This window comes from Streptomyces sp. NPDC089424 (assembly GCF_044749345.1).
In the GTDB taxonomy this organism is placed as follows: domain Bacteria; phylum Actinomycetota; class Actinomycetes; order Streptomycetales; family Streptomycetaceae; genus Streptomyces.
The window spans coordinates 343,570-369,216 of the sequence record NZ_JBIVHU010000001.1 but is presented as its reverse complement, the minus strand read 5'-3'; the positions used below and the strand labels follow the sequence as shown (position 1 = coordinate 369,216).

General features: G+C 70.0%; 16 protein-coding genes and 1 pseudogene. 6 read left to right on the top strand and 11 right to left on the bottom strand.

The window, feature by feature from the left end:
• The first annotated feature begins 34 nt into the window (after window positions 1-34).
• The 6 genes and pseudogenes from ACIP2X_RS01525 to ACIP2X_RS01500 all read left to right on the top strand — a co-directional run.
• Complete coding sequence (locus ACIP2X_RS01525) at window positions 35-1,096, top strand: endonuclease/exonuclease/phosphatase family protein (RefSeq protein ID WP_401666032.1); 1,062 nt, start codon at window positions 35-37, stop codon at window positions 1,094-1,096.
• Between the two features lie 96 nt (window positions 1,097-1,192).
• Window positions 1,193-2,905 carry a phosphodiester glycosidase family protein gene (locus tag ACIP2X_RS01520; RefSeq protein WP_401666030.1) on the top strand — a complete coding sequence of 571 codons (1,713 nt, stop codon included), beginning with the start codon at window positions 1,193-1,195 and terminating at the stop codon, window positions 2,903-2,905.
• 74 nt (window positions 2,906-2,979) lie between these two features.
• Complete coding sequence (locus ACIP2X_RS01515) at window positions 2,980-4,326, top strand: glycoside hydrolase family 18 protein (RefSeq protein ID WP_401666028.1); 1,347 nt, start codon at window positions 2,980-2,982, stop codon at window positions 4,324-4,326.
• Window positions 4,327-4,523: 197 nt separating this feature from the next.
• Window positions 4,524-5,138 carry a hypothetical protein gene (locus tag ACIP2X_RS01510; RefSeq protein ID WP_401666025.1) on the top strand — a complete coding sequence of 205 codons (615 nt, stop codon included), beginning with the start codon at window positions 4,524-4,526 and terminating at the stop codon, window positions 5,136-5,138.
• Entirely contained in the window at window positions 5,135-5,395 is a 261-nt protein-coding gene (locus ACIP2X_RS01505) for a hypothetical protein (protein ID WP_401666023.1), read from the top strand. The genes ACIP2X_RS01510 and ACIP2X_RS01505 overlap by 4 nt, the downstream gene beginning before the upstream one ends.
• Window positions 5,396-5,470: 75 nt before the next feature.
• Window positions 5,471-6,346 (top strand): annotated as a pseudogene (locus tag ACIP2X_RS01500) (RNA repair domain-containing protein); the annotation flags it as partial.
• Window positions 6,347-6,402: 56 nt separating this feature from the next.
• Here the strand turns inward: ACIP2X_RS01500 and ACIP2X_RS01495 are convergent.
• From ACIP2X_RS01495 to ACIP2X_RS01445, 11 genes are all read right to left on the bottom strand, one after another.
• On the bottom strand, window positions 6,403-6,699 hold the full coding sequence (locus ACIP2X_RS01495) for a hypothetical protein (protein WP_401666020.1): 297 nt from the start codon (window positions 6,697-6,699) through the stop codon (window positions 6,403-6,405).
• Window positions 6,700-6,999: 300 nt separating this feature from the next.
• On the bottom strand, window positions 7,000-8,760 hold the full coding sequence (locus tag ACIP2X_RS01490; protein ID WP_401666017.1) for an Hsp70 family protein: 1,761 nt from the start codon (window positions 8,758-8,760) through the stop codon (window positions 7,000-7,002).
• Window positions 8,757-9,557 (bottom strand): hypothetical protein, encoded by an 801-nt coding sequence (locus ACIP2X_RS01485; protein ID WP_401666015.1) that lies wholly within the window; start codon window positions 9,555-9,557, stop codon window positions 8,757-8,759. The genes ACIP2X_RS01490 and ACIP2X_RS01485 overlap by 4 nt, the downstream gene beginning before the upstream one ends.
• Before the next feature lie 86 nt (window positions 9,558-9,643).
• Window positions 9,644-11,380: a hypothetical protein gene (locus tag ACIP2X_RS01480; RefSeq protein ID WP_401666013.1), complete on the bottom strand. Its 1,737-nt coding sequence runs from the start codon at window positions 11,378-11,380 to the stop codon at window positions 9,644-9,646.
• Window positions 11,380-16,845, bottom strand: coding sequence for a DEAD/DEAH box helicase (locus ACIP2X_RS01475; RefSeq protein ID WP_401666010.1), 5,466 nt, complete (start codon window positions 16,843-16,845; stop codon window positions 11,380-11,382). The genes ACIP2X_RS01480 and ACIP2X_RS01475 overlap by 1 nt, the downstream gene beginning before the upstream one ends.
• A complete protein-coding gene (locus ACIP2X_RS01470; protein ID WP_401666008.1) occupies window positions 16,842-17,834 on the bottom strand; it encodes a hypothetical protein in 993 nt (330 codons plus the stop codon). The genes ACIP2X_RS01475 and ACIP2X_RS01470 overlap by 4 nt, the downstream gene beginning before the upstream one ends.
• The gene (locus ACIP2X_RS01465; RefSeq protein WP_401666005.1) at window positions 17,831-19,891 is read right to left on the bottom strand and encodes a hypothetical protein; all 2,061 of its coding nucleotides are present in this window, start codon (window positions 19,889-19,891) and stop codon (window positions 17,831-17,833) included. Before ACIP2X_RS01465 ends, ACIP2X_RS01470 begins: the two co-directional genes overlap by 4 nt.
• Window positions 19,892-20,403: 512 nt before the next feature.
• Window positions 20,404-21,477 (bottom strand): DUF3644 domain-containing protein, encoded by a 1,074-nt coding sequence (locus ACIP2X_RS01460; protein WP_401666002.1) that lies wholly within the window; start codon window positions 21,475-21,477, stop codon window positions 20,404-20,406.
• A 113-nt stretch (window positions 21,478-21,590) separates the two neighbouring features.
• A complete protein-coding gene (locus ACIP2X_RS01455) occupies window positions 21,591-23,228 on the bottom strand; it encodes a ribonuclease HI (RefSeq protein ID WP_401665999.1) in 1,638 nt (545 codons plus the stop codon).
• A gap of 177 nt (window positions 23,229-23,405) precedes the next feature.
• Window positions 23,406-24,143, bottom strand: coding sequence for a hypothetical protein (locus ACIP2X_RS01450; protein ID WP_401665996.1), 738 nt, complete (start codon window positions 24,141-24,143; stop codon window positions 23,406-23,408).
• Window positions 24,144-24,303: 160 nt separating this feature from the next.
• Window positions 24,304-25,536, bottom strand: a complete 1,233-nt coding sequence (locus ACIP2X_RS01445) for a hypothetical protein (RefSeq protein ID WP_401665994.1) — start codon at window positions 25,534-25,536, stop codon at window positions 24,304-24,306.
• Between the last annotated feature and the right edge of the window lie 111 nt (window positions 25,537-25,647).

The window sequence follows — 25,647 nt, the reverse complement described above, 5'->3', positions numbered from 1 at the left end:
GGCCCGGCAGGTCTCACAGCACTTGGGGGTGTCCGTGGCCGCGCGTCGGTTCCGTGACCGTTTCCGGCGGCGGCCCTGGCGGGGGCGCGACGAGGACGGGCGGACCGCCTGGACCCGTGGGCGCGTCACCGCGGCGCTGTCCCTGCTGGTCGCCCTCGTGCTGCTCTTCCCCTCCCTCGTGCCCGGCACCCCGGGGAACGTGGGTGGTCTGACCGAGAACTTCCTGCCTTGGCTGGGCGTGTTGGTCGTGCCGCTGCTCGCGTCGGCCGCGCTGCGCCGCTCGGCGAGCGCGCTCACCGCCGGGGGCGCGGCGGCCGTGGTCTGGGTCGCCTTGTTCGCCCCGTCGCTGCTGCCCCGGGACCCGGGCGCCCACGACCTGACGGTGGTGCAGCACAACGTCAGCGACGAGAACGGGGACCCGGCGGCCACGGCCCGCGCCCTCGTCGGGGCCGGACCGGACCTGCTGGCGCTCCAGGAGCTCACGGAAGGGGCGCTCCCCCTCTACGAGGCGGCCTTCAGGAGCCGTTACCCGCATCACGTGGTGGTGGGGACGGTCGGTCTGTGGTCGCGGCATCCGCTGACGGAGCACGCCGCGGCGGACATCCGACCGGCGGGGGTGCCGGGCGACTGGAACCGGGGGCTGCGGGCGGTCGTCCGCGTCGGCCCCGAGCGCGCCGTCGCCGTGTACGTGGCCCATCTGCCGTCGGTGCGGATCCGACCGGCCGGCGGCTTCGACACCCGGTGGCGGGACGAGAGTGCGGGGCTGCTGGGCGAGAGGCTGGCCGGCGACGCGTCGTCCACGGTCATCCTGGCGGGCGACCTCAACGGCACCACCCGGGACCGGGGCCTTGCGCCGCTGACGTCACAACTGCGGGTCCCGGACGAGGACTTCGCGTTCAGCTGGCCCACCGCGTTCCCCGTCGCCAGGATCGACCAGGTCATGGCACGCGGAGCGACGGTGACCGACATCCGCACCCTCCCCGCCACCGGCAGCGACCACCTCCCCGTACTGGCGCGCATCGACCTGGAGAACCTGGAGGACCTGGAGGAGGCGGACAGCGAGCCCGTCGCGCGACGCCCCTACTCCATACGGTAACCACCCTGTCACCACCCGTCAGATGGAAGGTCGGCTCGACGACATGTGCGGCATGCACGGTCACAGCTGGACCCCTCCAGCTGAAAGGGCTTGGCCATGCAGCTCCGCACGGCACGACGCTGGTTGTTCGGTGGGGTGACGACCACGCTCGTGGTCGGTGTCACGATCACCGCGAGCACGCAGATCCAGCCGGCCGCGCAGCGGACCGCCGCGGGCGCCGCGCAGCGGACCACCACGGATGCCGCGCCACAGCCGGCCGCCGCCGCCGCGCCGACGCTGCCGCTGGGAGCCGCGGACCTGCGGGAGACCCGTACGTCCCGGCAGATCGCGCCGGGTGTCACGCACATCGCCGTCGAGCGAGGCCAGGTGTCGTCGGACGAGTTCTGGACGCTCACGGTCGGTCTCGCCACGAGCGAGGCTGAGGCCGACGCGCTGTCGGACAGGGTCCGCGCCGCCGGGTACGAGCCGCGCCTGGACCCCACCGCCGGTCCGGATCCGCGAGGGCCGCAGGACCGGCCGCTCGGCTGGGCGGTGCGCGTCGGCCGCTACCCCGACGAAGCCGCCGCCGACCGGGCCAGGACGGCCGTCGCGGCGCGTGGGCTGTCCGCCGCCGTCCAGCACACCGGCGCCGACGGGCATGCCACGGACGGCCCCTGGTCCCTGGACGTGCTGGTCCTCGACCCCGCCCGGTTCCGCGGCAGCCTGCGGTCGGAGCTGGCGAGCGGCGTCGTGCCGGGACGCGAGACCACCAGCGCGACGGCGCGTCGCACCCACGCACTCGCGGCGGTCAACGGCGGCTACTTCGTCATCGGCGGCTCCCACACCACTCCCGGCAACTGGGTGGCCGGCACCGACGGCGATCCCGCCGGCATCTCGGTGGTGGGCGGCGCCCTGCTCTCCGAGTCCGTGGGCGCGCGGCCGGCCCTGGTGATCCCGGGCGACAGCGTGCGGGGCACCTCGGTGCGCCGGCTCCGGACCGGCAGCACGGTCGCGGTGGCCGGCGGCGCCACCCGCAAGGTGACCGGCCTCAACCGGCAGCCCGGACTGATCGCGAACTGCGGCGGCGTCGGAACGATCACCCCCTTCTCCCACCCGGCGCACGACTACACCTGCGGCAACGTCAACGAACTGGTCGCTCTCACGGCGAAGTTCGGCAGCACCGCTCCCCAAGGGCCCGGATACCAGGTCACCCTCGACGCGACCGGGCGGGTGACCGCGGTGCGCGGCAGCCGGGGCGGCGCCGTCCCCGCGCGCGGCACCCTGCTCCAGGGCACCGGCACCGAGGCCCAATGGCTGCGCACCCACGCCCGCACGGGCGCCCGGCTCACGGTGCGCAGCACGGTGACCGACGCCGACACGGGAGCCGCGGTGCCGCTCGCCGCGAGGACGTCCGTGGTCAACGGCGGCCCGCTGCTGCTGCGTGACGGTGCGATCGCCCTCGACCCGGTCCGGGACGGCTGGAGCCCCGAGGACATCAAGGGCGCGGACCGTGCCGCCGTCTACAACAACTGGTATCTGCGCCGCAATCCGCGCACGGCCGCCGGAGTCACCGCCGACGGACGCGTCGTCCTGCTCACCGTCGACGGCCGCCGCCCCGACCGGAGCGCGGGGCTGTCGATCACGGAGACCGCCGAGGTGCTGCGCAGCCTGGGCGCGGTGGACGCGCTCAACCTGGACGGCGGCGGCTCCACGACGATGGTCGTCCGCGGCGCGCTGCAGGGGCGCCCCAGCGACGCCGCAGGCGAGCGGCCGGTCGGCGACGCACTCGTCGTCGTGCCCAAGCCGGCCCCTGTCCGACCGTCCCCCTAGCGAGCCGGCGCGCGAAGGAGCCACGCGCCGCGGACCTATTGACGGCAATGGTCCATACCAATACGTTCCCACCCATGCGAAGAACCCTGAGAAGAGTGGCCGTCGCCACCTGCTCCCTGTCCCTGCTCGCCGTCCTCGCCCCGGCGGCCGGAACGGCCGTCGCCGGCGAGTCGCACACCAGCACCGCCCCACACGGCAAGCGGGTGGGCTACTTCACGCAATGGGGCGTGTACGGCCGCGACTTCCAGGTCAAGGACCTGGACACGAGCGGTCAGGCAGCCAGGCTGACGCACATCAACTACGCCTTCGGCAACGTGAACGCCGAGGGCGAGTGCTTCACCGGCAACGTACCGGGCGAGGCGGACGCCTGGGCCGACTACGCGCGCCCCCTCGACGCCGAGAACTCCGTGGACGGCGTCGCCGACACCGACACGCAGCCGCTCGCCGGCAACTTCAACCAGCTGCGGGAGCTCAAGGCCAAGCACCCCCGCCTCAAGGTGCTGATCTCGCTGGGCGGCTGGAGCTGGTCCACCCACTTCTCCGACGCCGCGCTGACGGCGGAGTCCCGCAAGAAGTTCGTGTCGTCCTGCATCGACCTGTACATCAAGGGCAACCTGCCGGTCGACGGCGCGCGCGGTGGCGCGGGCTCGGCCGCCGGGCTGTTCGACGGCGTCGACCTGGACTGGGAGTGGCCCGGTTCGCCGGGTGACACGGACACGGTCTACCGGCCCGAGGACAAGCGCAACTTCACCGCCCTCGTCCACGAGTTCCGCACCCAGCTCGACGCGTACGCGAAGAGCCAGGCACCGCGCGGCAAGAAGGCCAAGCACTACGACCTGACGGCGTTCGTACCGGCCGCGCCGGGCGCGATCGACGCCGGGTTCGACATCCCGCGGATCATGCGGGACTTCGACTTCGTCAATCTCCAGGGCTACGACTACCACGTGTCGGGCCAGCCCACGACGGCTCAGCAGTCCGCCCTGTTCGCGCCGGGCGACTTCAGCGTGGACCGGACGGTGCGGGACTGGGTGCGCAGGGGCGCGCAGCCCCGCAAGCTGGTCGTCGGCATGCCGTTCTACGGGCAGGGCTGGACCGGGGTGAGCGGGGGCGGCGACGGTCTCGGCCAGCCGGCCACCGGTCCGGCGAAGGGCACGTACGCGGACGGCTACGAGGACTACAAGGTCCTCAAGGGCCTGGCCGCCTCCGGCACGTACACCGTGCACCGGGACCGCTGGAACGGCAGCGCCTGGATCTTCGACGGCACCACGCTGTGGACGTACGACGACCCGCAGGTGCTCAGGACCAAGGCGGCCTACGTCCGCAAGCTCGGCCTGGGCGGCGCCATGTTCTGGTCGATGGACGGCGACACGGCCGACGGCGAGCTGACGGCGGCGGTGGACAAGGGCCTCAACGGGCGCTGACCCTCCACGGGTGATCTGCCCCGGCACCCGACACGGGTGCCGGGGCACGCGCCACGCTCCGGCGGCTCGCCCCGTACGACGCCCGTACGACGCCCAGGCCGACTCCCGGGTGAACCCGGGCACCCGCTCCGCGCGGCGGGCGGCACCGGCCGGTCGGGCTCCATACGGTGGCGTACGTGCTGCTGAGCTGTGCTTTCGTGAATCTGAAGCCCGGAGTCGGGAAGACCACCAGTGCTGTCTGGCTGGCCCACGCGCTCCACGAGCTGGGCCTGCCCCCGCTCCTCGTCGACAGCGATCCGGCCGGTTCCGCACTGCGCTGGAGCGAACTCGCCGGAGGCTTCCCCTTCCCCGTGATCGCCCTTCCCGTGGGCGACGTACACCGTCGCATCGACGACTTCCTCGGCGGGCGCCGGACTGTGGTGATCGACGCCCCGCAGCTCGAGGACCACGCCCGCATCGCCCGTAGCGTCATGCTCCACGCCAACGAATGGCTCGTGCCGGTCACTCCGGCCCCCATCGAGCTGGACCGGATGGCCCCCATCCAGACCGAAATGGGCGATGTGCAGTCCCTACGCGCGAAGCCGGCCCGCACCGCGGTGCTGCTCAACCGCACCAACCGCCCTGACACCACGCGTACCGGTCCCGACGCCGACGCACGGGAAGTGCTCGCGGAACGGGGCTTCCAGGTGCTCGACACGCAGATCGCCCGCCTCGACCTCTACTCCCAGTCGTTCGGCGGTCCGGTCCGCGTCCGGAAGACGGCCTACATCGACCTCGCGAACGAACTCCTCAAGCGTCAGGAAAACGCATGAACCAACGCAAGGACAACTACCGCGCGGCCCTGCGGCGAGGTCAGGCGGAGCCGCAGCCCCACACGCCCAAAACGGCCACGCTGAACAGCAGATACGTCCGGATCACCATTGAGCTTGAGCCGGACCTGCAGCGCCACCTGGACCAGTGGACTGCCCCTGCCGTCGCCCTGCTGACGAACGCCGGTACGGCCGCCCAGCGCGTCCTGTCCGCGTTCACTCCCGGCACGCCCTCGTCGGGCGCGGGCAGCCGCACCTGACCGAAGGCGCCGCGACCGCGTTCCGGTGGAGGCACCCTGGAAGCAGGGAAGGTGCGGTGTCAGGGAGGACGCGTGATGCGGACCAGCGACGAGGTCTACCACCAGGTCCGCTGGGACACCCGGTTCGACCCGGCCCGGTTCGTGCTGGGAATCAGCCGGCGCGGCGGTGGTCTCGAACGCATCCCGCTGCCCTCCTTCGTGCCCGGGGGCGACATCCCGTGGCACCGGGTGGTGTCCATCGAGGCGGACGGCGAACCGGTCTGGGACCGGGCCACGGGCGTGGACCGCGTCGACGCCTCGGGCGCCGGCCGGGTGCGGGAACCGCGGGCGGACCCGAGCGTCGACACGGGCTCCGGCAGGGGCGAGCCCGCCGGCGTGCTCGACGTGTCCCCGACCGCCCGCACGGCGGTGGCCTGGATCCCGCCCGCGGAGCTGTGGCCGCCGATCCAGGACATCCGCCGGGACTACGATCCGCAGATCCACCGTTGGCCGCCGCACGTCAATGTGCTCCACGGCTTCGCGCCGGAGTCCGACTTCGAGCGGGCGGCCCCGCTGCTGTCCGCGGCGGCGGCCATGACGCCGGTGTTCACCACCCGGCTGGACGGCGTGCGCACCTTCCGGCACAGGGCGTACGTCACCGTGTGGCTCGACCCGGCGGCGGCCGGCGAGACGCCATGGGCGGACCTGCACCGCGCACTGCGGCAATGCTTCCCGCGCTGTCGTGGGCCCGCCGAGGACTTCACGCCCCACCTGTCCCTGGGCCGGACCCGGGATCCGCGGCACGTCACCGCCGACTGCGCCACCCGGCTGGACGCCATGACCGCGACGGTCTGGGAACTGGTCCTGCTCTCCCGCAGGGGCGACGGGCCGATGCGGGCACGAGCCACGGTCGCCCTGCGCACGGGGGAGGTCCGCCGGCTCCCCGAAGCAGGCCCCGAAGCCCCGGGCCCGGAGGACACGGCGTGGCTCTGCGACATCACCGACAGATGAAGCACGCACCGTACCGGTCACTCGTAGCCGAGGACTTCCTCGGAGTGCAGGCGCCACCCGTCCTGCCGCTTGACCAGGACGAAGGCGGTGCGTTCAAGAACGTCGTAGTACCCGGCCTCCGGTTGATGGCCGGAGGTGAACCAGAGTGCCTCGACCCGCGCCGTGTCCGCGGTCTCGCTGACGACGGTCACCTGCTCCAGTGTGGACACGGCGCCGAACTCGTCGGTCTTGCCGCGGTCGTGTGCTCGGGCGTACTCGGCGCAAAAGTCAGCAGGGCTCCGGTAGAGCATCTGAACCTCTTGGGTGCGGGTCACGGCCGGTTTCCTGGGAGCATGATGGCATCGCCGTCACTCACAAGAGCCGTAGCCGCTCAGCTCGAACCGCGCCTGCCGCTCGGGCTCCAGGGGTGGTGGTGCACAGCCTGGAAGGCTCTGTCCGTCATGATGACCCCACCTTCAGGTTTCTGCGAACGCCCGGCGATCCGGTGCCTGATCGCCCGCGAGGACATCGACTGCACGATGACCGGCTTCCACCGCGCCGGGCTCGTCATCACTGCACTCGACAGGTACTGCTACAGGTCGGGTAACACCCCAGTACCAGGGTTCAGAGAATGGTCACCGTCCCCCCGTCACCACACCCTGCGGCTCACCGTTGACCGTCACGGCCGGATCAGCCTCCACCCTGCGCACAGACATGTCGATCGGTGCGGGGCGGGCTTGAGCTGATTCAGCTGCCGACAGGTGCCGGACGTTGGAGGAGCTGTCGGCGAACGGGCGGACGGTGTGGGCCAGGAGGCGGGTCAGCTCGTCGTCGAGGCCGTGCTGCAGTGGGGTGCCGTCGGGGCCGAAGGAATCGATCTCACGCTCGGCGAGCACCACGCCGGTCTCAGCGTGTGTGGCGGTGAAGCGCAGGATGCCGCTCTCGTTGTAGCTGAACTTGATCTCGATCTGGTTCCGGCGGGTGTCCTGTTCTCGGGTCGGGAGATGCACTTCGATGTTGGCCAGGGGGAAGGCGCGGTCGCTGTCGGCCGGGTAGCCGACCTCACCCTCGATCACCGGCACGCGCACGAAGGAAGCCCGCGGGGTATCCGGGTAGAAGTTGGCCGAACCCTCCGCGGGGAGAGTGGCGTTGCGTCGGATGATGGCGCGGAAGCCCTTCTGTTCGCCCGCGCTCACGGCGGTACCCAGGTCATAGCTGGTCACCAGGGAGAAGTCGCTGTCGTCGTCCAGTTCACCATCGAGGGAGGCCGCGTAGATGGCGGCGCCTCGGGCGACGGCGGTCATGGGCCGGCACAGGCCGCTGTCGACGATGCGGTCGTGGCCGAGGAGCTCGCCCAGGGCGTGACGCACCTGGGGGATCTGCGAGGTGCCGCCGATCATCAGGACGGAGTCGATGTCGTCCTTGGTGATGGCCAGGTCTTCCAGGGCCTGCTGTACCGCCTCCAGGGCGCGAGTGATGAGCGGGGTGATCGCCTCGGTGTACTCCGCCGCGGTGATCCTTACCTCACGCTTCGAGACCGAGGGGGCGAGGCCTACCGGAAGGTCGAAGAAGAGCGCGCCATCCATCGGCACGGAGGACAGGGCGATCTTCGTCAGCTCGACCGACCGGCGCCACCGGCGTCGTTCGGCCTTGGTGAGCTGGTCCGCGGTCAGGCCGATCTTCTGCTGGATCAACTGGGCCAGCGCATTGTCGAACTCCAGGCCACCGAGGGCGGTGATGCCGCGGGAGGTCTGCTCTTCGAAGAGGCCGTCGTCGTATTCGAGGACGGTGACGTCGATGGTGCCGCCGCCCCAGTCGAAGACAAGGAAACGGCCGGGGATCGGGACGTCGCGGACGTAGGAGATGGCAGCCGCGGTGGGCTCGTTGAGCAGGGCCCGTACCTTCACTCCGCCGAGCGCTGCCGCGGCGCGGGTCCGGTAGCGCGCGCCGCCCGTGGCCTTGGCGGGCACGGTGACGACCGCGTCGGAGAGGTCGAGCAGCTGGGCTGAGACACCTTCCTTCATGCGGCTGAAGAGGGCGGCGGCAGCGACGGTGCTGTGGAACTTCTCGGAGCCGACCCAAACGTGATGCTCCTCGAGCTGGGCTGCGAGCTCGAGGCCGTCGACGTCGCCGTCCTGCTCGGCACCGGAGCGAGTGCCGAGCATGCGCTTCACGGCATCGAGGGGCTCGCTGGTGCCGGTCTTCGCCTCCCAGCCGAAGCAAAGGGTGCGCTGAAGGTCGCGAACGGACAGCACGGAGGGGAAGAGCTGCTCGAACTCCGACATCTGCCACTGGGCTGGCACGTTGTCGCCGTCGATCGGTAGCACTTCGGTGGTGTGTCCGTTCCAGTGGGCCACCACGGAGTTGCTGGTGCCGAAGTCGATACCGAAAGTCATTGCGCTCCCCTTCGCTTCATCGAGCCCTTGCCTCCACGGGGGGGACGTCCCCCGCCGGTTGGCTGCTCCTTGCCTCTGTTCTGCTGCCTCTCGGGTTCCTGCCCCCGATGGTGCCTCTTCCTCTGCTGTGCAGAAGCCTCCTTCTCCGGTTGCTTCCTCTCCGCTTCACCGTGAGTTGCTCTACGCCTCTGCCCAGGCGTCATCTCCCGCGAGGGCACCTTGGCAACGGCCCGCAGCCAGCCGCGTTCGACGAGCTTGCCGGACTCCTTGTCGACATAGGCGGGCGCGACGAGTTCAAACGTGACCGGGCCCCTCTTCATCACGCCGGGCTGGTCCTCGACGACGTTGAAGAGCGACTGATCACCGGTGTCGCCGACAACTCGCAGGCCGGCCTTCGCCGTCTCGTCCTCCAGGCGGGTCAGCACCACCTGCAGGGTCTTGGCGTCCAGCGCCTGCCGGTGCAGAACGGCCAGTTGGGCCAGGTGCATCTGGCGCGTGCGGATGCTCTCCAGCACACCCTGGCGCACTGCGTCGGTGAACTGGGGCAGCACTCGGCGCATCAGCTCTGCCCGAAGGGCGGAGACCAGATCGGCCTCGGACTCCTTGCCGGCCAGAGCTGCGCCCAGTTTCTCCGTCGCCTCCGCCAACTCCCTCTCTAGTACGGGCAGGAGCGTGTCGTTGACCGACTTCAGGATCGCGGCGGCGTCCAGGGTCCCGGGAGTGAACTCGGGCAGTTGGCTCCTGGCGAATCGCCAGGGAGCAGCCTCGGCCGCCCTGAGTTCCCCACGCTTCCGCACACTTCCGCGGTTCGGCCCACGTCCCCCGTTCCGCGGGGATCCGTCACGGGAGCCAGAACCACTGTTGCCTTTACCGGCTGCGTTGCTCACGATGTGCTGCTCTCTGGGGCGTCAAGGGCTGCGGCGTCTTCGGCAGCCAGGGAAAGGCGTTCTGTCGTCCTGGTGATTATTTCTCGGGCAGCCTCGGTGCGGGACCATCCGCGGTCGCTGTCCGTGGGCGGCTCGGTGAGCCTCTGCAGGGGCTCGGGCGGGAGTTCCAGCCGGTGGCTCGTGCCGGCGGGATCCTCCCAGCGGTGCGGGGCGAGGGGGACGGCGAATCGGGGTGCTTCCTTCTGCTCGCGCTCGGCCTTCTCGATCATGTCCTTTGCCCGGTTGATCCGGACGCGTCCGCTGTCGTCGAGCTCCTTCCTCAGGGCCCGCCACGACTTCTTCCAGCCGTCCGCTCCGTCCGGCACGCCGAGCACCAGGTATGGGTTGAGCGGCTGGTCGCGTTCTCCGAGGGGCCGCTCCTTCAGGAAGCGCTGGTTCTCCCGCAAAGTGGCCACGGCGCCCCCGCCAAGTTGTTCCGGCACCGGAGGACGGCTTTCGGCGTCCCGCTCCAGCAGTTGGAGAGACTCCGTCGTCTCCTGGCCTGCGCGCAGATAGGCCTGGATGTTCTGAGCCTCCCAGCGCACCGGCTGCGAGTGGTGCCGGAGCCTCATGGCCATGGTGAGCGCCGCCTTCCTCCGCTGCTCCGCCGTTTCGTCGTCGCCGCGGAGGAGGGCACGGTGCATCTGCCGCACAGCCCTGATCAGGGTCCGCACGCCGATCCAGCCGTTGAACCTCTTGTTGCTCGCGCTGCGCACGCCGGGGTGGATCCGCTGCAGGAGAACCCACAACCGCTCGTCGGCGACGAGGTCGTCCGGGACCTCTGCGGTCCGCCGCACCTCTCGCAGGGCGTCGAGAAGCTTCTGCGTGGGCGGCAGGAGGTCGGTCCACGCCTCGGTGATGGCCGTGGTGTCGTTGGTCTGCAGTCTCACCAGCAGGCGCCAGTCCTGCGGCCAGTTCCGGCCGGGTTCCGTTCCCGGGCCGGCCTCCCGGCGCTGCCGTTCCAGGGGCCAGGCCAAGAGGTCCATCTCCTCGTCGGTGAGGGACGCCGGGTCCAGGCGGGCGCGGAAGTAGGCGGCACGGGAGGTGCCGTCACGTTCGGGAACCGCGCCGATCCACTCCTCGTCGATGTAGTCGTCGAGAAGCGGCCGGGGAAGCTTCGCGAGAAGCGCCCTCGCCCGAGGGGTCGACAGGTTGGTCTCCATCAGGCGACGGTCGTCCTGGTAGACCTGCCACATGCTGCCCGGCTCCCCCAGGAGCGGCAGCGGCTTGTCCTCCAGCAGGGCGCGGGCGCGTTCGTCGAGCCGGCCGTCGAAGACATTCAGCCCGTGGTCCTGTGCCATGACGAGCAAGGAGACGCCTGAGACCGGGTCGTCCTGCCGGGACGCTGCATCGGCTGCGGCCCGCGCCAGCTTCTGCGCGGAGAGCGTCCCAGTCCCCGCCTTCAGCGCGTCGGCCAGCATGACTTCGGCGAAGGAACGGGCGCGCTCCCAGGCCTCCCGGTCGGCGAACCCCTCGGGGATGGGCTGGGGCATGACCGGTTCCAGCTGCTTCTGCGGCGAAACGACCGGAGCGGGGCCGCCGGGGACTTCCGCGACCTCCGGAGCTTCTCCTACGGTCCGGCCCTGGGCGCGGGCCTGGCGGAGGGCGAGGCGGCGGGCGATCTCGCGCTGCCGCAACTCCTCCAGTCGGGTTTGTTCGTCGTGCCCCGTCCCCTGCGGGATGCCTGCCGTCATCAGAGCTCCTCCGCGAAGATGTGCACCTGCTCGATCACCGCGGCAGGGGTCCGGTCCAGGCTGTAGGAGTCGACGAATGCGATCTTCGAGGCGAGGCCTCCGGCACGGACCTCGCGACGCAGGTCCTGGAGCCGTTCGTTCCCGCACTCCTCGGTGGCGGACTCCAGCGGATGCTTGACGGCGACCGCGACGGGCTCGCCGGTGAATTCCGAGGTGAAGAGCGCCACGGGTCCGGCGGCGGTCTCCTTCAGACTGACGGTGGTCTCCTCGTCCGCCCAGCCCTTCAGCAGAACGGCGTGCTCGTTCGGATCGATCTGCAGTTTCCGGCCGCGCAGGGCATCGATCAGTTCGCGGGCGAGCCGCCAGTCGTACAGCGGGTGGAGGCGCATGTTGGAGTAGTCGCGCAGGCAGGCGTAACAGGAGCTGCGGCAGCTCTGCGCATGATGGTCGGCCTCCAGGTCGTGCACGTACCGATCGACCGCCTGGAGGAACTCCTCGATGTGTTCCTCCGAACCGAGGTACGTGCTGAAGCCTGCGCCGTTGTCGAGGCTGTCCGCCAGGTAGGCCATGACGGGCGCGGCCACCGGGGCGTCCGAGCCGTGGATGCCGCTGAGGAGTTCCTCCGGCTGCACGTCCAGGTGCGGGGCGGCAGCCCGGCGTAGCAGGGCCGCCAGCGAGTACCAAGCGGCGCGCCGGCCGTGGTAGGCCTCGGGGAAGCCGTCGATCTGCTGGGACTTCGAGATGTCGAAACGGAGGCCTCGGCTGGTGTCGAGGGCGTCCTTGGCACCGATGAAGAGCATGTCGGTGTGCTGGGTGGCGCCGAGGGCGATCTCCAGATCGGCTTCCGCCTTGGGGTGGTCCAGAGCGACGTATCCGCCCCAGGGGCCGGTGTTCTTGACGAACCGGAAGAGCTTTCCGGCGTTGGTGTTGACGATGTAGCGGTCGCCGCTGCCGGTGTGAACGACCATCCAGTCGTCGGCGGCACGGTGGATGCGCGGGGCGGTCTTCTCCAGGTCGGTGGCGGTTCGCGCGCTGGTGGCGTTGGAGCCGAGCTCCCGGTAGCCGTCGTAGTCCCGTGCTTCGTGGGCGGCCCGAAAGCCCGCGGGCTCCCGGAAGGGGACAGCCTTGTAGTACTTGCTTTCCGCGCCGCAGGCGGGGCAGGTACCGGCGCTCCCGGTTTCCGGGTCGACGGCGGCCTGCGGGTCCACGTGGGAGCAGATCCGGCACATGGCGACCAACTGTTCCGGTCCGAACGGATCCTCGGCTGCCTGCACTCCGCGCCCGCTCGGGACGAGGGAGACCACTCCCCTGGAGCGGAGCAGACGGCCGTCCTGCGGGGTTTCGCTCCCCGGCGCGAACTTGCTGAGGGCGACCGCCAGGTCGCGGTTGACGGAGTCGGCCGGCGGCCAGGGGAAGGACTTCCGCGGGACGCTCCGGTGGAGGAGGCGGGAACGGGTCGGGAAGCCGAACATGGGCAGGAGACCCGCCTCTGCCAGACGCTGGCTGAGGTCGGAGTGGCCGACCGTCCGGGCTGCCACCTCGTCGACTTGAACGAGGAGTTCATCGATGGCGGCCACCGGATCGATGGCGGCAATGCTGTCCGGTGTTCCGGCCTGGAAGGCGGCGGCAGCGGCTCTGATGCGGTCCGGGTGCCCGGCGATCCAACGGCGGACGGCACCGCGGTGCACCGGCCAGTCGGCGGCGAGACCGAACTGGCCGTGGACGTTGGCCGTCATGTCCGGTCCCTTCTGGCGGTCCTCTGGCTGCAGGGGCTCGAAGGCCTGGCGCAGGACCTCTCCCAACAGGACCCGCCGGAAGACGGAGACCATGCCGAGGACCAGGTAGGGCGGCGGAGTGGGGTCGTTGGTGATGGCTTCCGGCCGGGCGAAGTAGTGCTCGTCGTGACTGCGGCCGCGGCAGACCGTGAGGGCCACGGCGACCGGGCTGTTGCGTCGGCCTGCGCGCCCCACCCGCTGCTGGTAGTTGAAGCGGGTGGGCGGCATGTTGGCCATGATCACGGTGTTGAGAGGGCCGATGTCGACACCGGCCTCCATGGTCGTGGTCACGGAGAGCAGTTCCAGACCGTCCGCCTGCGGAACGTCGTTGTCGCCGAGGAAGACGTCCTGGAAGAGGCTCTGCCGGCGCTGGGCCTCCAGCCGGTCCGTCTGCCCGGTCAGCTCCGCCGTGCGCAGGGGAAAGTCACCGGTGCGGTGGGCGGCCTTCCACGCGTAGTAGTCGTCTTCGAGGACTCCGCTGTACTGCTGGGGAACGGCCGGCAGCGGGGTGAGGCACTTTGTGCACAGCCCCGTGCCCGGGTGAAGGTGCGGCCGGTGGCAGGAACGGCACGTCCAGGTCCTGTTCTCACCGGGGCGGAGCGCCACCTTCTCCGGTTTGATGACGTAGTCCACCACGGCGTCCTTCCAGACGCCGAGCACCCGCTCCTCAACTGTCCGCACATCGGTGCCCTGGCGTTCGGCCACCTGCTTCCAGAAACGCTTCAGAGGCGCGGGCGGTCTCTGCAGAGAGGCACGTATCCGGGTGAAGCGCCGCATCAAGCCGAGAATCCGCAGACTGGCACGTGCCACGGCCTGATCGCTGTCCGGGTCGATCTCCAGAGGCGAGCGGTCATCGCGCAGGCAGAGCCAGCCGAGTCCGAGCGATTCGAAGTCACGGCCGCCACCTGAGAAGAGGCTTCCGATGGTCTCGAGGCGGAGGCGGGAGCGAATGCGGTTGAGCAGTTCCTCCTGTGCCTGGGTCTCTGCCACCGCTTCCCGGTCCCGCTCCCAGTGGTAGAGCGCGGTCCAGGGCTGTCCGGCCGAGGTCTGCTGGAGCGAGGCCGCGGGACCGGCGGGGTTGGTGCCGTACTGCAGCAGCATGCCTTCGAGGTCGGAGGCGAGGTCGTCCAGCGAGGGCAGTTCGGAGAACTTCCGCTCCAGGTCGGGCAGGAGTTCCGGTTCAGCGTCGAGATCGTCGACAAGGATCGCCTTCAGGCGCCCCCAGTCCCCCGGGTTGCGGTCTCGCAGCCGTTCCATGGCGGCACGGGCGGCCGCACGATCGATCGACTCCCCGGCGTAGTGGGCCTTCACCAGCTGAAGGTCCCCGAAAGGATCTCCCTGGTTCTCGACGGCCTGGGCGCTGAGCAGGCGGAGAAGGTCCTGGTGGTGGCGGAGGGCAAGGCCGCTGGCGAGCTCGGAGGCGTCGTCACGGCTGTCGGAGAAGGCGATCGCCTTGCGCCGGCCGTCGGGGAGGTGGCCGAGGGCCTCGGTCACCAGCACCTGATTGATCTTGTAGAAACCGGTGCGCATCCGCCTGACCGGCGCGTTGCGCAGCCGGTCAGGAGACTCCAGCGGGACGAAACGGCCGTCCCGGTCGTACTTGATCTCCCAGTCGTCGCCGCAGGCGGGGCAGCGGGTGGGGAAGGCCTGGAGCCGGGCTGGGTCGTAGGCCGGCTTCTTGCCCCCCTTCTCCAGGGGCACGGAGATGTGGAAGGACCATCCGGTGTGCTGGACGTCCCGGTTCTCCAGGCGGCCCGTGGCGGGCTGGTAGGCGCTGCGTCGGAACTCGAACTCGACCTGCGGCCCGCCGTCGGACAGGCCCGCGTGCCAGCTGGGATCGTCGAGGCCGAGGCCTTTGGTACGCGGCCAGTACACGACGTAGTTCGCCGCGGTGGGTGCGCCACTGGCCTCGTCGGGGAGCAGGTCCAGGTCCGGGAAATCGGTGTGGAGGGCACCGGAGAACTTGCGTCGCTGGGTGTCCTTGGGGCTGGCGTACCCGCCGAGCATGAGGTCGCCACAGGCCTGGCAGGAAAGCAGTTCCAGTACGCGGGCGCCGCAGGTGCAGCGGGACGTGGGCTCGGCGAAGAGCCGGCCGACTCTGCGTTCGGGTCCCTGCTCCACCGGTACGTGAGGGCAGTTCGGGTCGGAGCAGGCCCAGATGCCCTCGATGTTCCGGAAGAAGAAGTGGGCACGCAGCTGCGGGAGTTCGGGGTCCTGTGCGGAGCCGAGTATGCGCAGCACCCCGTGGAGAGCGTCCAGGCGCTGTTCCTCAGGGACGTCAGGGAAGAGATTCTTCGCCAGTTCGGGGGCAGGCAGGGCACGGGGCTTGCCGCCGGGGGTGAGGGCGCGCTGGAGCGCCGGGCCGAGGCCGGTCTCCCGGGCCAGGACGACGGCTTCGTCCTGGGTGACGGGGACCGTCGTTGCCTGCGCGAGGCGTGCGGTGTGGGCGGCCAGGTCGCCCCTGCCGTGGATCTCCTTCGCCTTTCCGGAGATGATCACGCGCCGGGAGCCGGGCAGGGCGAAGAACCCGTCGAGGAAGTCGTCGTCCCGGCCGGCCTCCAGCGAGGCGGAGGCGGCGAGCACACGCAGCTTCTCGGGGTCCTTGTCCAGGCCGAGGCGGTGGCGGAGGTTGCGCAGCAGGTAGGCCACCTCGGTGCCGGCCGTACCGCGGTACATGTGGAGTTCGTCGAGGATCAGGGTGAAGCGGGCGCCCGGGGTCTGTTCCAGCCACTTCCTCGTGGAGCTGAAGATGTGCTCCTCCTGTTTGCGGAGCAGCATGATGTTCAGCATCGAGTAGTTGGTGACCATGATGTCCGGCGGCGCGGCCTGCATGTCCCAACGTGCGTGCATCTCCGCTCCGCCGAGACGCGGGATGAAGGGCTGCAGCTCCTCGCCGAGCTTTTCGTCGGCCTTGCGCTGCCGCTCCTCGACCTCCCGCAGGTACTGCCGGAGACGGAAGTTCGCAGGCGCGGAATCGCGGCGGCCGGAGACAGGGGTGGCTCCGGTGTAGCGGCCGAAGTAGAAGCGGTGTCCGTTGCGTTTCCGGTCCAGCCACTCGCGGGCTTCGCGGCTGTCCAGCGACTTCCGGAGCCGGACCAGCTGGTCGTCGGCGAGAGCGTTGGTGGGATAGAGAACCAGCACACGCATGGCGGCGGGATGCCCGTGCTCGCTCTGTCGGCTGGGCACGTGGTCGCCGTCTCCCTGCCACCATTTCCGCTGCTCCGCACGGGTGCCCCGCCAATGGGCGGATTCGGCGATCAGGTCCGCGAGGACGGGCAACAGGAAGGACTCCGTCTTTCCGGAACCGGTGCCTGCGGTGACCACGAAGTCCTTGCCCTCGCAAGCGGCGACCAGGGCGTCGTGCTGATGCTGGTAGAGGCTGGTCACGCCGTCGGGGAGCGTGAACCGAGCGAACTCGGCCGCGTCGGGGTGCGCCCCTGCTTCGGCGAAGGAGTCCGCGATGCCGACGCCCCGGGAGGCGTACTGCGGGCGCAGCTCGATCAGCGGGTCACGCCAGGCCCCGTTGTCCCGGTTCAGGAGGTTGCGCCGTTCGTCCATGACGGAACGGTCATCGACGCCGAACGGGGTGTCGTAGTAGCGGAAGAGCGCGCTGCGCAGGTCGTCGAAAGTGCCCATGACGTCCTGGACATCGGTGTTCGTCACCGCCACTGTCTGCTGTTCGACGCTCATTTGGTCCTCCCGCCGGTGACCGCCACCGGTCGCGGCATGATCTCCAGGTTCTGCTGCAGCGAGGCCGCGAGCGCCTCGGCGAGCGCCCTCGGCACGTTGTCGTACGCGCGGATCTGCGCCTGCTTGCCCATCGAGGGCGGGAAGCCGCTGCACAGGACAGCCACGCGCTCGTGCAGGGTGGGCAGGGGCGCGTACCGGTCGACGAAGAGTCGGCCGACGCCGGCACGGCCCTTGCCGGATTCCGGCCGCCACCGCATCACGCCGATTCGGTGGCGGGCGAGCTCCAGGTAGACGCCCGTCTCGCGTTCCACCGCATGGAAGGCACCATTGCGGCGGACGCGGGTCAGGCGTGCGTAGTCGGCTCCGCGCCACCGGTACAGGCCGTCCTCGTCGTCCCTTGCCACGGGGACGAACCGTTGGAGGCGCAGCTCGTACTTCTCCAGCGTGGTGGCGGTGCTCCCACCGGGCGGTGCGGACTCGGGGCCCGGTGCCGCCTGCGGAAGCAGCTCCATCAACTGCACGGCGGCGCAGGGCACGTAGCGGGCCCCGAGGAGCTCGGCGGCTTCCTGCAGGGTCCGCAGGTCCTCGTACTGGAACAGGAGGCTGTCGGGCAGCGGCGCCTCATCGGCCTCCGCCCGATGAGGGACGGAGATCAGCTCCATCCAGTCCTGTGCCGCCTCCTCGATGCGCGTGCTGATCTGCGCGGTGCGCGCGCCGGTCAGCAACGCGAGGCCGTCGGCGTGGGGCAGCCGGGTCAGCACCGGCGGGGCCACAGACCAGCGATCGGCGCGTAGGTCCACGTCGATGAAGGCGAGGGCGGCAACCTTGCGCATCCAGTCCCAGTCGGCGTACTCCTTCAACTCCAGGCCCCATGCCTGGGCCTGACTGCGTACCCCGTCGCGCAGTGCGGACGCCTTGCCACTGCGGCTCTCGCTCAGCCAGCGCAGGAGGATTGCGCCGAACTCGTTGCTGCTCATCGATCCCGTCATCGGTCCAGCTCCTTCGCTGCCTGCACGTACGCGACCCACGAGGGCTCGACGGACGCCTGCTGGGCGTTGAGGACGGCGCGGGTCCATGCCCGCGGGTTGCCTGCGCTCTTCGGCTTCGGCATTCCGGGGTTCACCGGGCGGCCCTTCCAGCGTCCGCTCCGGCGCTCCAGGAGCCAGCCGCCGATGCCGTGGAAGTCGGCCTCGAAGCGGAGCGGGGCGGGGGCGTCGGGGAGCCGTTCCGTCCACCAGTCGGGTTGCTTCGGAGCCTCCACCGTCCACAGCCGTCCGTCGGCGGCCGCGAACAGCACCTCGTCCGCATCCCGACGGCACAGTTCCATGGCGGCTGCCGCGTCCTGGATGGTGGCGTTCGTGCAGTCGGCGCCGGTGATGCCGGTCGGCAGGGTCTGCTCGACAAGGAGAGAGGGCGACTCCGAGGCCTTGCCGTCCACTACGGTGAAGCCGCAGACCTTGGTCATCTTCGGCTCGACGACGGCCTCGTCCGCGGTGGCGAAGTCGATTTCCACGCCGGCGTAGCTCACAGTGTGGCGGCCCGGCTCCAGCCGGAGCATGGCCAGGGGGACGGGTCGGCCCGCGGCGGCCGCCTTCCTGAGCTCGGGCCGCTCCTTTCCGTCGACCAGGAGGGCGCCCGTGCCCTCCGTGGCGTCCGGGAGGACCACGTGGGGCTCACCTCCCCGCAGATACAAGTGGGAATCGAGCGAGGGTGCGAGCTTCAGACCGCCCTCGAGGCGGAGCTTGAACTGGGCCGGGGGCTGCAAGAGCCCGACCGCGCCCTGGACCTCCTGGAGTGCCCGGCGCAGGGTCACCGCGTCATCGAAGGTGACCGGCTTGTGCAGCGACCAGCTCTGAGGCACCCAGGCCAACTTGCTGGTGTCGGCGCTCCGTCCCGTGGTCGCGGCCTTGTCCAGCAAGCGCTGCACGTCCCGCTGCGCGGTCGGGGCGGCGAGCACCACGTGTGCCTCTCCTGGGCGGAAGCCGTCGGTGGCGGCCCAGACGCCGAGCACGTCGTCCCGTGCGAGCACCAGGACGGAGCAGGAGGGGCGGCTGAGCACCATGTTGTCCCCGTCGCGGCGGATGCCCCTGGTGAGGGTGTCCGCGCTCGGAGCGGGTAGGCCCGTCACCTCGTAGTAGGCAGTGTCGCCGAGCTGCTCGAGCACGACACCGCCCTTGAGCTCAACGCGCTCCTCCTGCTCCGCGGACCGCAGGCGCGCCACCCAGCTGAGACGCCCAGAGTCCAGTCGCACAAGGAGTTCGGCCCGGGTGACACCGGTGGGCACAAGCTCGTCCGAACCGTCCCAGGAAGCGGCGTAGTTGCCGATCAGCTTGGCGAGGAAGGGGCGGAACTCCTCTTCTTGCGAAGCGTTGCGGAAGCCCTTGGAGAAATGCCGGTCCATGCCCCGGATCTCGATCTGGGCCAGCAACGACTCCCCCGGCAGCGGCCAGGTCGTACCGTGCTCCCGCAACGACCGGAAGAACTTCGGCATGAAGGACCGGTCCGCGCCGCTGAGGAGCGCCTGGGACTGGGCGAACCCGATCATGCTGCGGTTGGAGGGCAGGTCGACGGGGGCGGGAATGGTGCAGAGGCCCCGTGCGCCCTTCTGGCTGTGCTGCCAGGATGCCAGCACCTGCCACATGCGGGATATGGGCTCGTAGTGGTGGCTGCCCAGCTTCGTCTCTTGGCCGGTCAGCAGCTCGGAGAAGCGGGCATGGTAGGCGGTGGCCCGGTGGTTCCGGTCGTGCACCATACGGGACGCGGCCATCACCGAGCAGGCCAGCAACGGCAGGAAGGCGGGCACGCCGTCCTTGTCCTGCTGACGCCTGCGCCAGCGGTAGTCCTCCAGCGCGCTGTACGGTTCCGCGGTCCCCAGCCGCAGGAACTTGCCCACGCACTGGGCGAGGGGCTCCTCCATGCCGTATCCGTGCCTGAGCTCCTGCTCCACGTCGTCGTCGACGTAGAACAGCGTCGGGTGGCCGGTGTGATGGCGTCCGAAGAACTCCTCGGCCAGCACTTCCTGCCACTCCTGGTAAGAATGGTCCACTCTGTCCCCAAAAGAAATGTTCCAATGCCCTCTTCGTGACATTCCCCGGCATGGAACGGTTTTTCCGCGTCACCCTAAACCTGCGGCCGAGGGCGCCAACTACCGAACGCCCTGTCGGGCTCAGCCCTCGGCCGCCACTGCCCGACATAACCCCATGACGAGCAACTCGAAGGGCCGCCCCACCTATCCCCCAACTGCTTCCACAAGCGTCCACGGCGGTGCCAGCAAAGCACCCGAAAGTGAGGGCCAGAGTTTCACCGTCAGCTTGCACTCACAGTGGTCGCAGGAGTAGCGCGACCACCCCGCCCCAGAGTTCGATGCGCCCCACAATCAGAGGTCACCTGTGTAGATGATGTGGTTGAAATGTGGAGGACGTCAATCGTTTCGCTGCCGGAAGGTGCGCCCTGGGCACTCGCGTCAAACGACCGTGACACCCATCGCCTGCACACTCAGCGGGCGATCGCCTCGGCGTTTGCTGTCCTACCGCTCGACTCCTCGGCACACGACGCCCTCTACGCCGCCTCCCTCGACGCGACGACCCTCGTCTTCATGCGCGGCTCCCTGCCGAAGAACGCGCGGTACAGCTCGGCCGTCCCGATCTCCTTGAGAATCTTGTTTATCCATGCCTGGGTGTAGACGTACTGGTCGAAGGCTTCGTTGTACGAGCAGTACCTGGGGACGGTGGCATAAGGGTTGTCGGAACCCTTGACCGGACGGATCCTCAGCCGCTTCCACATCTCCGCGTGTTCTCTGGATGCGCTGAACCGGAAAGGCAGTTGCTCCTCGACGCGGGCGGCGACCTGCGTCGGGCGCATCCTGTTCAGGTCCGCCACCTCGACATGGCGGTCCCGGGTGATGACGGTTCCGCTACGTCCGGCCTCGACCATGGTCCGACGCTCGTCCTCAGTCAGGTCGTCGAGCTTGACGAAGTTGACCGCCAGGTCGGCATCCGTCTTGGAGCCGGTGATGGGCACCAGCCGTACGCGGTAGTCGTACCTAGGGTCGTCGAGGACGGAGGGATCGATGCCCGCCTCGTACCTGGCCACCAGGTCACGGGTCTTCCTGGGCAGCTGCCGGGCGGCCTTGCGCATCTCCTCGTATCCGTCCGCGGTCAACGCCTGGACGGAGAGGGGGAACCGGAGCCGGTCGGCAAGGCTGTAGCCGGCACCGAAGTGGCCGGCCATCTCCTGCTCGTAGTTGATGACGTAGGCCTGCGCCCTGCCGCCCGTGACGATCCTCAGGTTGTGCTCGTAGCGGTGTTCCACCTTGTTGCGCAGGGCGACGAAGAGCTCCGCGTTGAGGCGCACCCTGTCTCCGCTGCCAAGAAAGCGCTCCTTGAGGCACTTCTCGAGGTCCCAGGCCTTGGGTTCGCCGTCGATCATCTGGTGGCGGCCGGTCCTGGCGTCCCGGTAGTGGTAGTCGATGTTCGCCCTGTGGAATTCCGCGTGGAGCAGATAGTGCCAGGCCTTGTGCATGTGGGTAAGGAAGTCGCTGTAGTCGCCGCTGGAGCAGTTCCATTCGTCGAGCGCCTTGAGGGCGTGACGCTGGGACTCCATGAGGATGTGGTGCCACCGGGGATGGGCCATGAAGAGAGTCGCTCACTTCCGTCCGGGGATGGGGGATCGGTTTCGCAGGGCGGTATACCGCTTGGCCGAGGCTGCTCCGCGGGTCCCGCGGTTGTCCGCCTCGAACCGTGGGCTCAGGCAGCGACCGACAGGGGGCCGGCCCCGGAGCCGAACGAGCGCAGGATCCGAACCTCCTCCTTCCGCGCGGCGGAGGGAGGGATTCGGCCGCTGGCGCGGCGGAGGGCGAGGCGGGCGAAGGCGTCGGCGGTTTCGTTGAGATCGTGTCCGATGTGGCCTTTGAGCCAGCGGACCTGGACGCGGTGGCGGTGGCGCAACAAACGGTCCATCAGCTGCCGACTCTCCGGGAAGAGGAGGGTGCGGTGGGCGACGGTCGGGTCCGCGGAGCGCAGGGCCGTGTCGATTGCCTCGACTGCCTGGACGCTGTCGCACAGGAGGACCACGGGCGCATCCTCGTGGCGCTCGAGGAGGCTGAGGGCGGCCGCGCAGATACCGATGACTTCGGCTTCACCGCTGCTAGAGGCCAGAGAGTCGCCGTATCCGGTGGTCCCGTCTTCTGCAGCCCAGCCGTAGCCGGACAGTGCGGACTCGTCACCGATGGCGGCGTCGGCGACGGCCACAACGGCGGTGTCGGGAAGGTCGGTCAGCAAGGCGTAGCGGTCCACGTAGGCCGGGAGCGTTGCCGTCGAATGTTCCCCGGCCCCGTCCTCGTCCGTGTCGGAAGGCGGGGCGTCGGCGAGGACGGCGGCGATAGCGCGGTGACAGCGCGGGCAGCCGTCGGCCTGTTCGGGGCAGTGCGCCTGGTGCCTCAAGGTCAACTCACGAACGCTGTGCCACGAATCGGGTTCGGCGTCGGCGAAGCGCGCCAGAGCCGTGGCGCGACACTGCGCGACGAGTTCCGCGAAAGGTCCCGTGGTCACGCAGGCCCACATCCGGTCGTGGAGTTCCGTGACCCGGAGCAGGGCTTCACGGGAGCGGGCAGCGAGAACCGCTGTGTCCTGGTAGGCGTCGTCCAGAGCGTCGAGTCGGGTGGGCCGTACGGAAGGGGCGCAGGCGAGTACGTCCCGTTCGGCCTGGCCGATCGCGTAGCGGCCCCAGGCCAGCGCGGCACGGGCATGGCGGCTCCACCGTTCGACCACCGCGTCGTGCGGGAGGTACGGGTTCTCTTCCTCCCGGGCATCGCGCAGGAGGACCTGAACGAATGCGTCGTCGTCGCAGTCCCGCAGCTCACGCACCGGTGCCGGCAGTTCGTCGCCTGCCGCTTTCCGGTCCCAGGCCCACTGGGCGAGGTCGCTCTCCGGCGCCTGCGGTGTGCCGTCCGGCAGTCCCCTGTCGCGGAGTTCCTGCCGCAGGGCCTCGGCGAAGGCCGCCGGGGATGCCATGCGCGCCACCCTCAGCTCCAGCGTGTCCACCGGCCGGGAGCGGCCGGTGAGGCTACGGGCACGCCGCTCCTTGTACAGGGTTTCCGCCTGCGACCGGGTACGTCGCACCGTGCGCGCGTGTGCGCGCAGCCTTCGCAGCCGCTCGGGGGGCTGAGGCTGAGCCGAGAGTTCCGCGCGCCGGACGGCCCCGCGAGCGAGGACGTCGGCATGGGCGAGAGCGACGGTGATGGGGCCGGTGAGCGAGGCGTGCTCCAGGGCCGCGGCGACCTCCGGAGCGCAGATCCCGTTCATGCGGGCGAGGACGGCCTCCTGCAGGGCGGTGAAGTCGTCGGCGAAGCGACGGATCAGCTCGGTGTGCTCGGTTGTCGTCACGATGGCCTCCCAGGTCGCGGGTGGTGGTGGGCGGGGCCGCACAGGATGTGTGATCGGGCGTGGGTGCGGGCGGGCTCGTGGGCCCGGCATCGGGTGCACCCGATGCCGGGGAAGGCGTGAGCCGCCGCCGTGCGGAGACGCGGACGGCACCCGGCAGGGCTCCGTCCGCGGTCCGGGCTACTGCACCTGGCCGGTGAAGATGGCCGTGCGGTACCAGCCGGAGCCGGAGGTGTCCATCGGCATGATCTCGATCTGGGCGCTCCTGGCCGTCTTGGGGAACACGCAGGCCGCCTTCCAGGTCTGCGACTTGCCCGGCAGCAGGTGCGTGTCCGGCGCGCCGTCGAAGCCCGCGTCCGTGTCGAAGATCTCGTCGGCGCCGTCCGGGCAGGAGAGGCTGACCATGGCCAGGTCGATCGTGGACTTGGAGCCGTTCTGCATGGTGACGGAGAAAGACAGGTAGGCCTTGCCGGACGGGCTGGCGTACTCGCCGGAGGTGCCCCGGCTGAAGCCGCTCAGGTGCGCCTCAACGCCGTTGTTCCACGTGGCGGTCTTGCCCAGCGCGACGGTGAAGGTGTCACTGTCGGAGGCATCCTGGGTGTCCTGCGCGTCCTCGGCGCTCTGGGTGTCCTGCGAAGCGCTGACGGTGGCCGCGGGCGGCGCGGTGTCGGTCTGACTGCCGCCGGTGGTGGAGCAGGCGCACAGGGAGCAGCCCACGGCCGTCGCGACAACGGCGAGAACGGTCCTGCGCGCACGGACCGTGGACGCCGCGATCAGTGCGAGGAGCGTCGAGGCGCTGTGGGCGAGCCGCACTCCGCGCCACGAGGGCTTCCTCCCGGCCGACGGGAGCGCGGAGGCGGGGGACGGGGCCGAAGAGGGGGAAGAGGAAAGCGTGCCGGGTATTTTCGGGTAGCTCATGACGTCATTCCTTGTATGGATGTGGGCGGGGAGGGGACTGACGGGTGTGGATACGCGGCCGCGGGAGCCGGAGACCAAGTCCCGCAAGTGGGACCTCGTCCAGAGAGAGGCGCTCGGCTGAGAAGGTCTCGGCGTCAAGGAAGCTGCGCGGCAGGCCTGTTCAGCCGCGCACCCCACGGATCTTTCGACCCAACTCGCTGTTCGGGTCGAGGAGCGCGCCCGCGACGCGGCCGGCGGAGTCCTTCACGCCGCCACTGAAGTTGAGCCGGCCGGTGGAGCCAACGCTGGCGCAGACGCCGTCCCAGTAGGCGGGTTCGCGCTCCCAGCGGACGTCGGCGAGCAGGTGCTCGACCGTCTCGTAGCTCAGGGCGTCGCCGGGGTCGCACCAGGGGGTGGAGCGGTGCAGCAGGACGCCGAGGCCTGCCATCACGGCCGGGGCGGTGATGGCGCTGCGCCGGGCGAAGTCCGGGAAGCGGCCCCCGATCAGCCGGGACACCAGGCGGACGACCACCGCCTCCACCTCGTCGGCGTCGGTGTGGGGCGGCAGGTCGTTCGCCTGGACGTTGGCCGCCGAGTACTGCACACCCTTGCTGCCGAAGACGGTGGTGACGATCAGCGTCCGCAGCGCGGAGAGCGTCACGACCTCCTTGTCGGTCCTGGTGAGCTGCCGCTTGCCGGCGTTGACCAGCCTGCCGAACGGCATCCGCCGGCCGTCCGACTCGACCTCGAGCTTCTCGCCGACGACGTAGACGAGGCGGGTGGCGAGGTCGCGCTGGTCCATGGACATGGCCAGGTTCTTGGCGACGTCGATGCCCTTGACGTTGCGGTCGTAGAAGATCTGCCGCGCGTCCGCCGGGGAGATCCCCAGGTAGAGCTCGAAGGGGATGCGGACCCGTCGGCTCAGCTCGGTGTAGGTAAGGCCGAAGGATTCCGGGTCCTGGTAGATGTCGTGCCAGGCGGTGGTCTGGGTCTCGCCGTCGATGGCGATCACCATGGCGTCCGGAGCGACGGTCAGCGTCCGCAGACCCGAGTCGGGGACCAGCTCGTCGCTCATCGCGGCGATCTCGTCCGCGTGCCAGAGCGTGATCGGTGGCGTGGACCAGGCGGAGCCGTGCTTGCCGAGGATGCCGGCGGCGATGTACTCGGCGTAGTCCGGGATGTTCTTGCCCTTCTGGGACTTCAGCGTCCGCTGCACGGTCGCGCGCAGCTCGGCGTGACGCCGGTCGTGACCGGACGCGGCCTTGAGGGCGCGCGGGTCCTCCTCCTGACGCGGTGACGGCACGAGACGTACCAGCGTCGCGAGGGACATGGTGCCGATGACCGCGTCCTCGCGGAACGGCATGACGGTGAGCGGGATTCCTTCCGGGATGCCGCTCGGCATGGTCAGGCGCATGGGTTCCCCCTGGGTGGTGGTCGGCCGTCGCCGGGTCCCGAGGTGCCGCGCGTCCCGGTGTCCGCCGGGGGGCGGGGCAGGACGAGGGGCTGGGCGCTCGAGGACATGGCT

Excerpts from the sequence above, each read along its gene's own strand:
- ACIP2X_RS01445 (WP_401665994.1), bottom strand. The coding sequence starts at position 25,536 with ATGCGCCTGACCATGCCGAGCGGCATCCCGGAAGGAATCCCGCTCACC.
- ACIP2X_RS01475 (WP_401666010.1), bottom strand. The coding sequence starts at position 16,845 with ATGAGCGTCGAACAGCAGACAGTGGCGGTGACGAACACCGATGTCCAG.
- ACIP2X_RS01490 (WP_401666017.1), bottom strand. The coding sequence starts at position 8,760 with ATGACTTTCGGTATCGACTTCGGCACCAGCAACTCCGTGGTGGCCCAC.
- ACIP2X_RS01505 (WP_401666023.1), top strand. The coding sequence starts at position 5,135 with ATGAACCAACGCAAGGACAACTACCGCGCGGCCCTGCGGCGAGGTCAG.
- ACIP2X_RS01450 (WP_401665996.1), bottom strand. The coding sequence starts at position 24,143 with ATGAGCTACCCGAAAATACCCGGCACGCTTTCCTCTTCCCCCTCTTCG.
- ACIP2X_RS01520 (WP_401666030.1), top strand. The coding sequence starts at position 1,193 with ATGCAGCTCCGCACGGCACGACGCTGGTTGTTCGGTGGGGTGACGACC.
- ACIP2X_RS01470 (WP_401666008.1), bottom strand. The coding sequence starts at position 17,834 with ATGACGGGATCGATGAGCAGCAACGAGTTCGGCGCAATCCTCCTGCGC.
- ACIP2X_RS01480 (WP_401666013.1), bottom strand. The coding sequence starts at position 11,380 with ATGACGGCAGGCATCCCGCAGGGGACGGGGCACGACGAACAAACCCGA.
- ACIP2X_RS01515 (WP_401666028.1), top strand. The coding sequence starts at position 2,980 with ATGCGAAGAACCCTGAGAAGAGTGGCCGTCGCCACCTGCTCCCTGTCC.
- ACIP2X_RS01460 (WP_401666002.1), bottom strand. The coding sequence starts at position 21,477 with ATGGCCCATCCCCGGTGGCACCACATCCTCATGGAGTCCCAGCGTCAC.